Annotated in this window: 13 protein-coding genes; 10 read left to right on the forward strand and 3 right to left on the reverse strand. The window is 63.5% G+C overall.

Annotation, left to right across the window (positions count from 1 at the left end):
• Nucleotides 1–17 precede the first annotated feature (17 nt).
• Together NLX68_RS01645 and NLX68_RS01650 are read right to left on the reverse strand one after the other, a co-directional pair.
• Complete coding sequence (locus NLX68_RS01645; RefSeq protein WP_010221171.1) at nt 18–335, reverse strand: cell division protein ZapA; 318 nt, start codon at nt 333–335, stop codon at nt 18–20.
• The gene (locus tag NLX68_RS01650; RefSeq protein WP_010221172.1) at nt 332–541 is read right to left on the reverse strand and encodes a TIGR02449 family protein; all 210 of its coding nucleotides are present in this window, start codon (nt 539–541) and stop codon (nt 332–334) included. The genes NLX68_RS01645 and NLX68_RS01650 overlap by 4 nt, the downstream gene beginning before the upstream one ends.
• Nucleotides 542–693: 152 nt before the next feature.
• Between NLX68_RS01650 and NLX68_RS01655 the strand changes: the two genes are divergently transcribed.
• From NLX68_RS01655 to gcvP, 10 genes are all read left to right on the forward strand, one after another.
• Nucleotides 694–1,251, forward strand: coding sequence for a YecA family protein (locus NLX68_RS01655; RefSeq protein ID WP_254282351.1), 558 nt, complete (start codon nt 694–696; stop codon nt 1,249–1,251).
• 22 nt (nt 1,252–1,273) lie between these two features.
• The gene (gene pepP / locus NLX68_RS01660; protein WP_254282353.1) at nt 1,274–2,608 is read left to right on the forward strand and encodes a Xaa-Pro aminopeptidase; all 1,335 of its coding nucleotides are present in this window, start codon (nt 1,274–1,276) and stop codon (nt 2,606–2,608) included.
• Entirely contained in the window at nt 2,605–3,798 is a 1,194-nt protein-coding gene (ubiH, locus tag NLX68_RS01665) for a 2-octaprenyl-6-methoxyphenyl hydroxylase (RefSeq protein WP_254282354.1), read from the forward strand. Before pepP ends, ubiH begins: the two co-directional genes overlap by 4 nt.
• A gap of 2 nt (nt 3,799–3,800) precedes the next feature.
• Complete coding sequence (locus NLX68_RS01670; protein ID WP_254282356.1) at nt 3,801–4,283, forward strand: DUF4442 domain-containing protein; 483 nt, start codon at nt 3,801–3,803, stop codon at nt 4,281–4,283.
• Between the two features lie 9 nt (nt 4,284–4,292).
• Nucleotides 4,293–5,510 carry a 2-octaprenyl-3-methyl-6-methoxy-1,4-benzoquinol hydroxylase gene (locus NLX68_RS01675; protein WP_254282647.1) on the forward strand — a complete coding sequence of 406 codons (1,218 nt, stop codon included), beginning with the start codon at nt 4,293–4,295 and terminating at the stop codon, nt 5,508–5,510.
• Between the two features lie 101 nt (nt 5,511–5,611).
• Nucleotides 5,612–6,613, forward strand: a complete 1,002-nt coding sequence (locus NLX68_RS01680; protein ID WP_254282358.1) for an extracellular solute-binding protein — start codon at nt 5,612–5,614, stop codon at nt 6,611–6,613.
• A 72-nt stretch (nt 6,614–6,685) separates the two neighbouring features.
• Nucleotides 6,686–8,308 (forward strand): iron ABC transporter permease, encoded by a 1,623-nt coding sequence (locus NLX68_RS01685; RefSeq protein ID WP_254282360.1) that lies wholly within the window; start codon nt 6,686–6,688, stop codon nt 8,306–8,308.
• 121 nt (nt 8,309–8,429) lie between these two features.
• Nucleotides 8,430–9,512, forward strand: a complete 1,083-nt coding sequence (gcvT, locus tag NLX68_RS01690) for a glycine cleavage system aminomethyltransferase GcvT (protein ID WP_254282362.1) — start codon at nt 8,430–8,432, stop codon at nt 9,510–9,512.
• Between the two features lie 46 nt (nt 9,513–9,558).
• Complete coding sequence (gene gcvH / locus NLX68_RS01695) at nt 9,559–9,942, forward strand: glycine cleavage system protein GcvH (RefSeq protein ID WP_254282364.1); 384 nt, start codon at nt 9,559–9,561, stop codon at nt 9,940–9,942.
• A gap of 79 nt (nt 9,943–10,021) precedes the next feature.
• Nucleotides 10,022–12,895: an aminomethyl-transferring glycine dehydrogenase gene (gene gcvP / locus NLX68_RS01700; protein WP_254282366.1), complete on the forward strand. Its 2,874-nt coding sequence runs from the start codon at nt 10,022–10,024 to the stop codon at nt 12,893–12,895.
• 117 nt (nt 12,896–13,012) lie between these two features.
• Here gcvP and NLX68_RS01705 read toward each other — a convergent pair whose 3' ends face one another.
• On the reverse strand, nt 13,013–13,330 hold the full coding sequence (locus tag NLX68_RS01705; RefSeq protein ID WP_254282368.1) for a DUF2388 domain-containing protein: 318 nt from the start codon (nt 13,328–13,330) through the stop codon (nt 13,013–13,015).
• Nucleotides 13,331–13,373 lie beyond the last annotated feature (43 nt).

Consider the following 13,373-nt stretch of genomic DNA (forward strand, 5'->3'; position numbering starts at 1 on the left):
CGCAAGTATACCGACACTCAACCCTTTTTTGAATCTTGATCGTCGGCCAATGCCTGATCGACCCGTTCGAGCAGGTCGCGCACCTGTTCACGGGTGGCACCGCCAGCCGGCACATCCGGACGTTCCTGGTTGTGCAGCAGGTCGTGGGTGATGTTCAGCGCGGCCATCACGGCAATCCGGTCGGCGCCGATGACTTTGCCGCTGCTGCGGATCTCGCGCATCTTGCCGTCCAGGTAGCGCGCGGCGCTGACCAGGTTGCTGCGTTCTTCCGGCGGACAGATGATCGAATACTCTTTGTCGAGGATCTGAACGGTGACGCTATTGCTTGAGCTCATGAGTCTTGCTCCAGGGCCTTGAGTCGCAAAATCATCGATTCGACCTTACGCCGGGCGATTTCATTTTTTTCGATGAGGTGGGCGCGCTCTTCGCGCCAGGATTTTTCCTGAGCTAATAAGAGTGCGTTTTGCCGTTTTAGTTGCTCGACCCGCTCAATCAGCAGTTCGAATCGGCCCATCAGCGCTTGCAGATCGTTCTCTTGCATTGGTTGCCACTCGATTCGGTCTTGCGGGTGGTTGCCCGGTTTATGCCCTGGCCGGCCCGGAGTTGGCCGCGTCGATGGTCTTGGCGCGCCTGCCGGTGCTAGGATACAAGGTCTTCATTCTAGTCATTGCGCCGTCTGGCGCCTAGTTGCCCATGCCCAATACCAATTCGCCGTACACCGCTTTCGCCAAACTGCTCAGCAGCAACGGGCATCCTGTTTCCCCTGCCGAACTGCACGGGCTGTTGCTCGGGCGCAGTTGCGCCGGTGCCGGCTTCGATGCCGAGGCATGGTTGGCCGATGCTGCGCACCTGCTGGAAAACGATCCGGCAGACAACGTTCGTAACGCTTTGATCGGCCTGCAGGAGATGGTCAAGGGCGAACTCGCCGGTGACGATATCACTGTCGTGTTGCTGCTGCCGGGTGATGAAGCGCCATTGGCCGAGCGGGCTGCTGCCCTGGGCGAGTGGTGCAAGGGCTTCCTGTACGGCTTCGGCTTGAACTCGGCTGGCCTGACCCTGAGCGGTGAAGCCAAGGAAGTCCTGCAGGACCTGGATGCGATCTCCCAGGTTCAGGACGCCCTGGAAGAATCCGAAGACGGCGAAAACGACTATATGGAAGTCATGGAATACCTGCGCGTCGCCCCGCTGCTGCTTTTTACAGAGCTGGCAAAACAGCCGGTCGAGCCTGCGGTCAAACCTTCGCTGCACTGAGCAACCAGGACTGCCACTGCCCATGAGCCACATCCCCAAGTCGGAATACGCCCGTCGACGCAAGGCGCTGATGGCGCAGATGGAACCCAACAGCATCGCCATCCTGCCCGCCGCCGCGGTTGCCATCCGCAACCGCGACGTCGAGCATGTGTACCGCCAGGACAGCGACTTTCAGTACCTGAGCGGCTTCCCCGAGCCCGAGGCGGTGATCGCCCTGATCCCCGGGCGCGAGCACGGTGAGTACGTGTTGTTCTGCCGCGAGCGCAATCCCGAGCGCGAGCTCTGGGATGGTCTGCGCGCCGGCCAGGAAGGGGCGATCCGCGACTTTGGCGCTGATGACGCCTTCCCCATCACCGATATCGACGACATCCTCCCCGGCCTGATCGAAGGCCGTGACCGGGTGTATTCGGCCATGGGCAGCAACCCCGAGTTCGACCGCCACCTGATGGAGTGGATCAACGTGATCCGTTCCAAGGCGCGCCTCGGCGCCCAGCCGCCGAACGAATTCGTTGCCCTGGATCATCTGCTGCACGACATGCGCCTGTATAAATCGGCGGCGGAAGTGAAGGTGATGCGCGAGGCCGCGGCGATTTCCGCGCGTGCCCATGTCCGCGCGATGCAGGCTTGCCGCGCCGGTTTGCGCGAGTACAGCCTGGAAGCCGAGCTGGACTACGAGTTCCGCAAGGGCGGAGCGAAGATGCCCGCCTACGGCTCGATCGTCGCCGCCGGGCGCAACAGCTGCATCCTGCATTACCAGGAGAACGACGCGCCGCTCAAGGACGGTGACCTGGTGTTGATCGATGCCGGTTGCGAGATCGACTGCTACGCCAGCGACATCACCCGTACCTTCCCGGTCAGCGGGCGTTTTTCGCCGGAGCAGAAGGCGATCTACGAGCTGGTGTTGAAAGCCCAGGAAGCGGCCTTTGCGGTCATCGCCCCGGGCAAGCACTGGAACCACGCCCACGAAGCCACGGTACAAGTGATCAACGAAGGCCTGGTGGAGTTGGGCCTGCTCAAGGGGCAGGTGCAGGAACTGATTGAAAGCGAAGCCTACCGGGCCTTCTACATGCACCGTGCCGGGCACTGGCTGGGCATGGATGTGCACGATGTCGGCGAGTACAAGGTCGGCGGCCAGTGGCGGGTGCTCGAGCCGGGCATGGCCTTGACCGTGGAACCGGGCATCTATATCGGTGCCGATAACCAGAGTGTCGCGAAAAAATGGCGCGGCATCGGTGTGCGAATCGAGGATGACGTAGTGGTAACCAAGCAGGGCTGTGAAATCCTGACCTCAGGCGTACCCAGGACGGTCGCCGAAATCGAAGCCTTGATGGCTGCCGCGCGCAGTGCAGCGGCATGAGCCGGGTCAATCTGGCAATCATTGGCGGCGGCCTGGTCGGCGCCAGTCTGGCCCTGGCCCTGCAGGCCGGGGCCAAGGCGCGTGGCTGGAAGATCCTGCTGATCGAACCCTTTGCTCCCGGTGATAGTTTTCAGCCGAGCTATGACGCCCGTTCTTCGGCGTTGTCCTTCGGTACCCGACAAATCTATGAACGTTTAGGGTTGTGGCAACCAATCAGCCGCCGCGCCGAGCCGATCCGCCAGATCCAGGTCTCCGACCGTGGCCGTTTTGGCGCCACGCGCCTGGATGCGTTGGAAGAAGGCGTGCCAGCGCTCGGCTATGTGGTCGAGAACGCCTGGCTCGGTCAATGCCTGTGGCAGGGCCTGGACGCCGAAGTGGTGAGCTGGCGCTGCCCGGCGGAAGTCACCGCCATGCAGGCGCTGGAGGATGGCTATCGACTGGCGCTCAACGACGACACCACGCTCGAATGCGACCTCGCGGTGCTGGCCGATGGTGGCCGTTCCGGCCTGCGCGAGCAACTGGGCATTCATGTCAGCCAGCGGCCGTACAACCAGAGCGCACTGATCGCCAACATCACCCCGAGCGAAGCCCATTGCGGCCAGGCCTTCGAGCGCTTCACCGACGAAGGGCCGATGGCCTTGCTGCCGCTGCCGGAAAACCGCTGCGCGCTGGTCTGGACCCGCGCCGGGATGGACGCCAAGCGCCTGGCCGAGCTGGACGAGCGTAGCTTTCTCAGCGAACTGCAGGACGTGTTTGGCTACCGCCTGGGCACCTTGCGCCAAGTCGGAGCCCGGCACCTGTATCCGTTGTCGCTGATCGAGGCCCAGGAGCAGGTGCGCCCGCACCTGGTGGTACTCGGTAACGCCGCTCACAGCCTGCACCCGATTGCCGGGCAGGGCTTTAACCTGTCACTGCGCGATGTGCAGTCGCTGGCCGAAGGCTTGCTGGCCAATCCCGGCTTGCCAGGTAACTTTGCCACCCTGCAGGCCTACCGCGAGCGCCAGCGCCTGGATCAGGACCTGACCGTGGGCTTCTCCGATCGCGTAACCCGCCTGTTCGGCAATGCCCAACCGCTGGTGGCGACCGGCCGCAACCTGGGCCTGCTTGGTCTCGACTTGCTGCCCCCGGCCAAACGCTGGTTCGCCCGCCAGGCCATGGGCCTGGGCCCCCGTCCGGACCCGCGGAACTGAACATGAGCGACCCGCGCAAACTGGCCCAGCGAGCGCGCAGGCTGCGCTGGCTGCTGAACCTTTACCCGCCGTACCTGGGCGCGGGCATCCGCGTGCTCAGCGTCAGCCCCGACCTGCGCCACATCCGCGTGCGCATGGGCCTGCGCTGGTTCAACCGCAACTACGTCGGCACCCAGTTCGGCGGCAGCCTGTATTCGATGGTCGACCCGTTCTACATGCTCATGCTGATGGAGCTGCTCGGGCGTGAGTACATCGTCTGGGACAAGGCCGCCAGCATCGATTTCGTGTCCCCGGGCAAGGGCCCGGTGTTCGCCGAACTGCGCATCGACGATGCCCTGCTTGATGACATCCGCCAGCACACCGCCGGCGGCAAAAAGTACCTGCCACGACTTCAGGTCGATATCCGCGACGCTGCCGGTGAGCTGGTGGCGCGGGTCGACAAAACCCTTTACGTGCGGCTCAAGCCGCAAGCGAGACAGGCTTAAGGCATGGAAATGCGCGCAGATCTGTTGATTGTCGGTGCCGGTATGGTCGGCAGCGCTCTGGCCCTGGCGTTGCAGCACAGCGGCCTGGAAATTCTCTTGCTCGATGGCAGCCCGTTGTCGATCAAGCCCTTTGACCAGCAGTCGGCATTCGAGCCGCGGGTCAGCGCCTTGTCGGCGGCCAGCCAGCGCATCCTCGAGCGCCTGGGCGCCTGGCAGGGGATCAGCGAACGGCGCTTGAGCCCCTACTCGGACATGCGTGTGTGGGACGGCAGCGGCACTGGCCAAATCCATTTCTCGGCCGCCAGCGTGCATGCCGAGGTGCTCGGCCATATCGTCGAGAACCGGGTGGTGCAGGATGGCCTGCTGGAGCGCCTGCACGACAGCGAAATCGGCCTGCTGGCCAATGCCCGCCTGGAGCAGATGCGCCGCTCCGGCGACGACTGGCTGCTGACCCTGGCCGACGGTCGCACCTTGCGTGCGCCGTTGGTGATCGCCGCCGACGGTGCCAACTCGGCGGTGCGCCGCCTGACCGGCTGTGAGACGCGCGAGTGGGATTACCTGCACCACGCCATCGTCACCAGCGTGCGTTGCGCCCAGCCCCATCAAGCGACTGCCTGGCAGCGCTTTACCGACGAGGGGCCGCTGGCGTTCCTGCCATTACTGCGCGATGGTCAACAGGATTGGTGCTCGATCGTCTGGTCGACCACGCCGGAACAGGCCGAACACCTGATGGCCTTGAGCGACGAAGCGTTCTGCGCCGAGCTTGAGCGCGCCTTCGAAGGGCGCCTGGGCGGCGTGCTGCAGGCCGACCCACGGGTTTGTGTGCCGCTGCGCCAGCGTCACGCCAAACGCTACGTGGCCGAAGGCCTGGCGTTGATCGGCGATGCTGCACACACCATTCACCCGTTGGCCGGGCAAGGCGTCAACCTTGGCTTTCTCGATGCCGCGGTACTGGCCGAGGAGCTGCAGCACGCCTACGAGCGGGGCGAGCGCCTGGCCGATGTTCGTGTGCTGAGCCGCTTCGAGCGTCGGCGCATGCCGCACAACCTGGCGCTGATGGCGGCGATGGAAGGGTTCGAGCGCCTGTTCCAGGCTGATCCGTTGCCGCTGCGCTGGCTACGCAACAGCGGCCTGAAATGGGTCGAGCAACTGCCTGAAGCCAAAGCCTTGTTCGTGCGCCAAGCGCTGGGCTTGAGCGGTGATCTACCGGAACTGGCGCGGGCCTGAGGTTTTGCAACATCTGGTAACTCCTCCCTTGTGAGTTCAGTTGAGAAGGCAAATGGGATTAACTACCATTTGCGCCTCTCTTGAACTCCGAGGACCGCACCATGTTGCCACGCAAGCACGTACTGGCCGCTCTGGCTCTGACCCTGTTCGGCACGGCCGCCCAGGCGGCGGACGAGGTGGTGGTGTATTCCTCGCGTATCGACGAGTTGATCAAGCCGGTGTTCGACGCCTACACCAAAGAGACCGGGGTGAAGATCAAGTTCATCACCGACAAGGAAGCGCCGCTGATGCAGCGCATCAAGGCCGAGGGCAAGAACGCCACCGCCGACCTGCTGCTCACCGTCGATGCCGGCAACCTCTGGCAGGCCGAGCAGATGGGCATTCTGCAGCCGATCAAGTCGGACATCATCGACAAGAACATCCCGGCCCAATACCGCGCCTCGTCCCACGACTGGACCGGCCTGAGCCTGCGCGCGCGGACCATCGCCTACTCCACCGACCGGGTCAAGCCCGAAGAGCTGAGCACCTACGAGGCGCTGGCCGACAAGCACTGGGAAGGGCGCCTGTGCCTGCGCACGGCGAAGAAAGTCTATAACCAGTCGCTGACCGCCACCCTGATCGAAACCCACGGCGAGCAGAAGACCGAAGAGATCATCAAGGGCTGGGTCAACAACCTGTCCACTGATGTGTTCTCCGATGACACCGCCTTGCTGCAGGCAATCAACGCCGGCCAGTGCGACGTCGGTATCGTCAACACCTACTACTACGGCCGCCTGCACAAGGAAAACCCCAAGCTGGCAGTCAAGCTGTTCTGGCCCAACCAGGCTGACCGTGGCGTGCACGTCAATCTTTCGGGTATCGGCCTGACCAAATATGCGCCGCATCCTGAGGCGGCGAAGAAGCTGGTCGAATGGATGACCGGTGAACACGCACAGAAAATCTTTGCCGGCGTGAACCAGGAGTTCCCGGCCAACCCGGCAGTGGCACCTTCCGAAGAAGTGGCCGCCTGGGGCACGTTCAAAGCTGACACCATCCCTGTGGAAGTGGCCGGCAAACGCCAGGCCGAAGCCATCCGCCTGATGGATCGGGCTGGCTGGAACTAAGCACAAGGCTATATCCTTTCGGGGCCCTATCGCGGGGCAAGTCGCCTTTGAATCCGCTAGAGAACGCCCCCCTTGGCCCACCCCACCCAACGCCGTTGGTACCCCCTGGTCTTCGTCATCGCCGCCCTGGTGCTGCTGCCGCTGAGCGTGCTGCTGTTGTCCTGGCAGGCGGTCGACATGCAGATCTGGTCGCATCTGCTCGACACCCAGATGAGCCGGCTGCTGGGTAACACCCTGACGTTGATCCTCGGTGTGGGCGTCGGCGTGTCGGTGCTGGGAGTGAGCCTGGCCTGGCTTACCAGCCTGTGCGAGTTCCCCGGGCGACGCTGGCTCGACTGGGCCCTGATGCTGCCCTTCGCGATTCCGGCTTATGTGCTGGCGTTCGTGTTCGTTGGCCTGCTGGATTTCGCCGGTCCGGTGCAAACCCTGCTGCGCGAGTGGTTCGGGCCCATACGCTTGCCACGGGTGCGCTCCACCGGCGGGGTGATCACCGTGCTGGTGCTGGTGTTTTACCCGTATGTCTATCTGCTGGCGCGTAACGCCTTCCTGGCTCAGGGCAAAGGCCTGATGGAAGCGGCAAGGGTGCTGGGGCTTTCACCCTTGCAGGCATTCTGGCGGGTCGCCATGCCCATGGCACGGCCGGCCATCGGCGCTGGGGTGGCGTTGGCGTTGATGGAGACCCTGGCGGATTTTGGCGCAGTGTCGGTGTTCAACTTCGACACCTTCACTACCGCCATCTACAAGACCTGGTACGGCTTCTTCAGCCTCTCCAGTGCTGCCCAGCTGGCCAGCCTGCTGTTGTTGGCGGTGATGCTGGTGCTGTACGGCGAGCGTCGTGCCCGTGGCGCCGTGCGCAGTAGCAACGAACGGCCGCGGGGCAAGGCGCTGTATCACTTGCATGGCATCAAGGCGCTGGCCGCCAGCAGTTGGTGCCTGCTGGTGTTCGCCTGTGCCTTCGTGGTGCCGATGCTGCAGTTGTTGGTGTGGTTCTGGCAGCGCGGGCGTTTCGATCTCGACGAGCGCTATGCCGGCCTGATCCTGCATACCCTCTATCTGGGCGGCATGGCGGCGCTGATTACCGTCTGTGTTGCCCTGGTGCTGGCGTTTGCCCGGCGACAGGCGCCGACCTCGGGAATTCGCGCAGGCGTTGGCCTGGCCAACCTGGGCTATGCCTTGCCTGGCTCGGTGTTGGCGGTGTCGATCATGCTGGCTTTCAGTTACCTCGATAACCAGGTGGTGGTGCCGTTGTCCAGCTGGCTGGGTGGCGCGGGCAAGCCGCTGCTGCTCGGTAGCCTGTCGGCTTTGCTGCTGGCCTATCTGGTGCGTTTTATCGCTGTGGCCTACGGCCCACTGGAAAACAGCCTGGGGCGGATTCGTCCATCTTTGCCGGAAGCGTCCCGTAGTCTCGGCGTGAGTGGCCCAAGATTGTTTTTCAAGGTGTATCTGCCCTTGCTGGTACCCGGTGCATTGAGCGCGGCGCTGCTGGTGTTCGTCGACGTGCTCAAGGAAATGCCGGCCACTCTGCTGATGCGCCCGTTTGGCTGGGACACGCTGGCGGTACGGGTGTTCGAGATGACCAGTGAGGGCGAGTGGTCGCGGGCTTCGCTGCCGGCGCTGTCCCTGGTGCTGGTCGGCCTGTTGCCGGTCATCGGCCTGATTCGACGCTCGGCGCAGCACCCGGGTCAAACGCGCTGAGGGTGTAAGCCTGCGAGCTTGCGGCTACAATGCGCGGCATTCGCTGCGGCCGGTCCTACAGACCGGGTAGCTGCAACGCTGCCAGCCGCCGTAGCCTCGCCACGCCCGGAAGGAGAAACCCATGGGACAGCGTACGCCTCTTTATGACCTGCACTTGGCCCTTGGCGCCAAGATGGTCGATTTTGGCGGTTGGGATATGCCCCTGCATTATGGCTCGCAAGTCGAGGAGCACCATCAGGTGCGCCAGGCCTGCGGCGTATTCGATGTATCCCATATGACCGTGATCGATGTTCGCGGTGCCCAGGCCGGCGTCTGGCTGCAGCATGTGCTGGCCAACGATGTCGATCGTCTGAATGCCACCGGCAAGGCCCTGTACAGCACCATGCTCAACGAGCAGGGCGGGGTTATCGATGACATGATCGTCTACCGCTGCGACGACGGTTACCGCCTGGTGGTCAACGCCTCGACCCGCGACAAGGACCTGGCCTGGCTGCAGGCGCGCATGATCGGCTTCGAGGTCGAGCTGAGCGAGCGCCCGGAGCTGGCCATCCTGGCCATCCAGGGCCCGCAAGCACGGGAAAAAGTCACTGAACTGGTGACCGCCGCTCGCGCCGCGCTGATCCGTGAACTCAAGCCCTTCGAAGGCCTGGCCGATGGTGACTGGTTCATCGCCCGCACCGGTTACACCGGTGAGGATGGCCTGGAAATCATCTTCCCGGCGCTACAGGCCCCCGCGTTCTTCAACGATCTGGTCGGCGCCGGCATCGCCCCGAGCGGTCTCGGCGCGCGCGACACCCTGCGCCTGGAAGCGGGGATGAACCTGTATGGCCAAGACATCGACGAAGCCCACACGCCGCTGACCTCGAACCTGGGCTGGAGCATCGCCTGGGAGCCGGCTGAGCGTGATTTCATTGGTCGCAAAGGTTTGCTGAAAGAAATCGAGCACGGCGTCGAGCAGAAACTGGTCGGCCTGGTGCTCGAAGAACGCGGGGTTTTACGCGCGCACCAGGTGGTCCGCGTCGCCGGGATTGGCGAAGGGGAGATCACCAGTGGTAGTTTCTCTCCTACGCTGAGCAAATCCATTGCCCTGGCGCGGGTGCCGATGGCGACCGCCGATCGTGCCGAGGTAGAGATTCGTGGCAAGTGGTACCCGGTGCGGGTGGTCAAGCCGACCTTCGTGCGCCATGGCAAGATCCTGATCTGAACCTATTCTGGCGGGCCAACCGCTGACCCAATCGAGGACAACAATGATGAGCAATATCCCCGCCGACCTGCGTTTTGCCGAAAGCCACGAGTGGGCCCGGCTGGAAGCCGATGGCACTGTGACTGTCGGGATCAGCGACCACGCCCAGGAAGCCCTGGGTGACGTGGTGTTCGTCGAGCTGGCGGACGTGGGCAAGGTCTTTGCTGCCGGCGATGCGGCGGGTGTGGTCGAGTCGGTCAAGGCCGCTTCCGACATCTACGCACCGGTCAGCGGTGAAGTGATCGCAGTCAACGAGGCGCTGGCCGACAGCCCTGAGGAACTGAACAACGATCCGTACGCCAGCTGGATCTTCAAGCTCAAGCCAAGCGACAAGGCCGAGCTGGACAAACTGCTCGACGCCGCCGGTTACAAAGCCGCCATCGGCGAATAGTTTCACGCAAGCGGCAATCTCTTCCTAGACTCAATATGCCTCCAGCGCCCGAGGCTTGGTCGAGGAAGAGAGAGCCGCTATGTCCCAGTCGCCGTCCCTGAGCCAACTGCAAGACCGCAATCCTTTCCTGCGTCGCCACCTGGGGCCCGATGCCTCGGAGCAGCAGGCCATGCTCGCCACCCTTGGGGTTGGCAGCCGCCGCGAGCTGATCGAACAGACCGTGCCGCCGGGCATCCGTCTGAACCGGCCGCTGGAGCTTCCTGATGCCCTCGATGAGCAGGCCGCCCTGGCCAGGCTCAAGGGTTATGCCGAGCAGAACCAGGTGTGGACCAGCCTGATCGGCATGGGCTACCACGGCACCGTCACTCCCACTGTCATTTTGCGTAACGTCCTGGAGAACCCGGGCTGGTACACCGCCTATACCCCGTATCAACCGGAAATTGCCCAGGGCCGCCTGGAAGCCTTGCTCAATTTCCAGCAGATGATCATCGACCTCACCGGCCTGGACCTGGCCAACGCCTCGTTACTCGACGAAGCCACCGCCGCGGCGGAAGCCATGGCCCTGGCCAAGCGCGTGGCCAAGTCGAGAAGCAACGTGTTCTTCGCTGATGAACACTGTCACCCGCAAACCCTCTCGGTGCTGCAGACCCGCGCCGAGGGCTTCGGTTTTGAGCTGGTCATCGATGCTGTGGATAACCTCGCCAAGTACAAGGTATTCGGGGCTTTGCTGCAGTACCCCGACACCCATGGCGAAGTGCGCGACCTGCGCCCGCTGGTGACGCAGTTGCATGCCCAGCAGGCGCTGGCTTGCGTAGCGGCCGACCTGCTCAGCCTGGTGATGCTGATGCCGCCGGGCGAGCAGGGCGCCGACGTGGTGCTCGGCTCGTCCCAGCGTTTTGGCGTGCCCATGGGCTTTGGTGGCCCGCATGCGGCGTATTTTGCCTGTCGGGACGAGTTCAAGCGGGCCATGCCCGGGCGCATCATTGGCGTGTCCAAAGATGCCCGCGGCAACACTGCGCTGCGCATGGCCCTGCAGACCCGTGAGCAGCACATTCGCCGCGAGAAGGCCAACTCCAACATCTGTACCGCCCAGGTACTGCTGGCCAACATCGCCGCGTTCTATGCGGTGTACCACGGCCCGGAAGGCTTGCAACGCATTGCCCAGCGCGTGCATGCGCTGACCTTCGTCCTCGCTGCGGGCCTGGAGAGCAAGGGCCTCAAGCGGCTCAACGAACACTTCTTCGATACCCTGACCCTGGACGTCGGCGGTAGCCAGACGGCAATCATCGAAAGCGCCGAGGCGGCGCAGATCAACCTGCGGATTCTCGGCCGTGGGCAACTGGGCGTGAGCCTCGACGAGACCTGCGACGAAAGCACGGTCATGCGCTTGTTCGATATCTTCCTCGGTGCCGACCATGGCCTGGAGATCGCCGCCCTGGATGCCCTGGCGCAGCCTGAAGGCATTCCGCCGGCGCTGGTGCGGCGCTCGGCTTTTCTCAGCCACCCGGTATTCAACCTGCACCACAGCGAAACCGAGATGCTGCGTTACCTCAAGCAGTTGGAGAACAAGGACCTGGCGCTGAACCAGTCGATGATCCCGCTGGGTTCGTGCACCATGAAACTCAATGCCAGCAGCGAGATGATTCCGATCACCTGGCCCGGCTTTGCCCTGCTGCACCCCTTTGCGCCGGCTGCACAGGTGCAGGGTTACAAGGCGATGATCGACGAGCTGGAAAGCTGGTTGTGTGCGATCACCGGCTTCGATGCCATCTGCATGCAGCCCAACTCTGGCGCCCAGGGCGAGTACGCCGGGCTGATGGCAATCGCCAAGTATCACCGCAGCCGTCACCAGCCCCAGCGCGATATCTGCCTGATCCCGGCCTCGGCCCACGGCACCAACCCGGCCTCTGCGCAGATGGCCGGCATGCAGGTGGTGATCGTCGAGTGCGACCAGGCCGGCAACGTCGACCTGGCCGACCTCAAGGCCAAGGCGCAGGCAGCCGGCGAGAAGCTGTCGTGCCTGATGGCCACCTATCCATCGACACACGGCGTGTACGAAGAGGGCATCAGCGAGATCTGCGAAGTTATCCACACGCACGGCGGCCAGGTGTACATGGACGGTGCCAACCTCAATGCCCAGGTCGGCTTGGCGCGGCCAGCGGATATTGGTGCCGACGTGTCGCACATGAACCTGCACAAGACGTTCTGTATTCCCCATGGCGGCGGTGGCCCAGGTATGGGCCCGATTGGTCTGCGGGCGCACCTGGCGCCTTTTGTGGCCAGCCATCCGGTGGTCCCGCTGCCCGGCCCGGACCCGCAAAACACGGCGGTCAGCGCTGCGCCCTGGGGCAGCGCGAGCATCTTGCCGATCAGCTGGATGTACATCGCCATGATGGGCCCGCAACTGGCCGATGCCAGTGAGGTGGCGATACTGTCGGCCAATTACCTGGCCGAGCAGTTGGGCGGTGCTTTCCCGGTGCTGTATCGCGGCCGAAACGAGCGGGTGGCACATGAGTGCATTCTTGACCTGCGTCCGCTGAAAGCCCTGACCGGCATTTCCGAAGAGGATGTGGCCAAGCGTTTGATGGACTACGGCTTCCATGCACCGACCATGTCATTCCCGGTGCCGGGCACTTTGATGGTCGAACCGACCGAGAGCGAATCCAAGGCCGAACTGGATCGCTTTGTCGAGGCAATGCTGAGCATTCGTGCCGAGATCCGCGAAGTTCAGGAAGGTAATTGGCCGGCAGAAGATAATCCGCTCAAGCATGCGCCGCATACGCTTGAGGATGTGCTGGGCGTGTGGGAGCGGCCCTACAGCATTGCCCAGGGCGTGGCGCCCAGTGCCCATGCGCGGATGCACAAGTACTGGCCGGCGGTGAACCGGGTCGACAACGTGTATGGCGACCGGAATCTGTTCTGTGCCTGTGTGCCGGTGGATGATTACCGCTGAGGCAATTGTTTCGGGTAGGAGCGGGCTTGCCCCGCGATGAGGCCGGTGCAGACTGGCCTTTTCGCATTCGCGGGGCAAGTCGAGGCGTCGCACCGCCGCTCCCACAAGGGTTGCCGTTTACTCGCTGGCTACCGCGTTCTTGGCCAGGATCGCATTGGCCAGTTCCATGTCACTGACTTTCAGGTCCGGGTTGTCGGCGCGGACTTTCTGCATCGCCGCTTCCAGGTACGGGCCGCGAATCGCACCTTCGCTGGCGACAAAGCTGCCGGCATCATCCTGGGCAGCCACGACCAGCTTGTGGTCCTTGGAGGTCAGGTAAGAGGACGCGGTGGTGGCGCCAGAAGAGATGACGTTGCGCCAGAAGGTATCAGCCATGGCAGATCCAACCGGCAGGGAGAGCAGGGCAAGGGTTGCGACTGCAAACTTGAAACGCATTAAGGTGACTCCAACTGAGGTGAACTGGGGCCTTTGATTGGGT

This window comes from Pseudomonas sp. SBB6, from assembly GCF_024213215.1.
Taxonomy (GTDB): domain Bacteria; phylum Pseudomonadota; class Gammaproteobacteria; order Pseudomonadales; family Pseudomonadaceae; genus Aquipseudomonas; species Aquipseudomonas donghuensis.

Bases quoted from the DNA above. Each gene is read 5' to 3' on its own strand.
- NLX68_RS01645 (WP_010221171.1), bottom strand. From the start codon at position 335: ATGAGCTCAAGCAATAGCGTCACCGTTCAGATCCTCGACAAAGAGTAT.
- NLX68_RS01650 (WP_010221172.1), bottom strand. From the start codon at position 541: ATGCAAGAGAACGATCTGCAAGCGCTGATGGGCCGATTCGAACTGCTG.
- NLX68_RS01655 (WP_254282351.1), top strand. From the start codon at position 694: ATGCCCAATACCAATTCGCCGTACACCGCTTTCGCCAAACTGCTCAGC.
- pepP (WP_254282353.1), top strand. From the start codon at position 1,274: ATGAGCCACATCCCCAAGTCGGAATACGCCCGTCGACGCAAGGCGCTG.
- ubiH (WP_254282354.1), top strand. From the start codon at position 2,605: ATGAGCCGGGTCAATCTGGCAATCATTGGCGGCGGCCTGGTCGGCGCC.
- NLX68_RS01670 (WP_254282356.1), top strand. From the start codon at position 3,801: ATGAGCGACCCGCGCAAACTGGCCCAGCGAGCGCGCAGGCTGCGCTGG.
- NLX68_RS01675 (WP_254282647.1), top strand. From the start codon at position 4,293: ATGCGCGCAGATCTGTTGATTGTCGGTGCCGGTATGGTCGGCAGCGCT.
- NLX68_RS01680 (WP_254282358.1), top strand. From the start codon at position 5,612: ATGTTGCCACGCAAGCACGTACTGGCCGCTCTGGCTCTGACCCTGTTC.
- gcvT (WP_254282362.1), top strand. From the start codon at position 8,430: ATGGGACAGCGTACGCCTCTTTATGACCTGCACTTGGCCCTTGGCGCC.
- gcvH (WP_254282364.1), top strand. From the start codon at position 9,559: ATGAGCAATATCCCCGCCGACCTGCGTTTTGCCGAAAGCCACGAGTGG.
- gcvP (WP_254282366.1), top strand. From the start codon at position 10,022: ATGTCCCAGTCGCCGTCCCTGAGCCAACTGCAAGACCGCAATCCTTTC.
- NLX68_RS01705 (WP_254282368.1), bottom strand. From the start codon at position 13,330: ATGCGTTTCAAGTTTGCAGTCGCAACCCTTGCCCTGCTCTCCCTGCCG.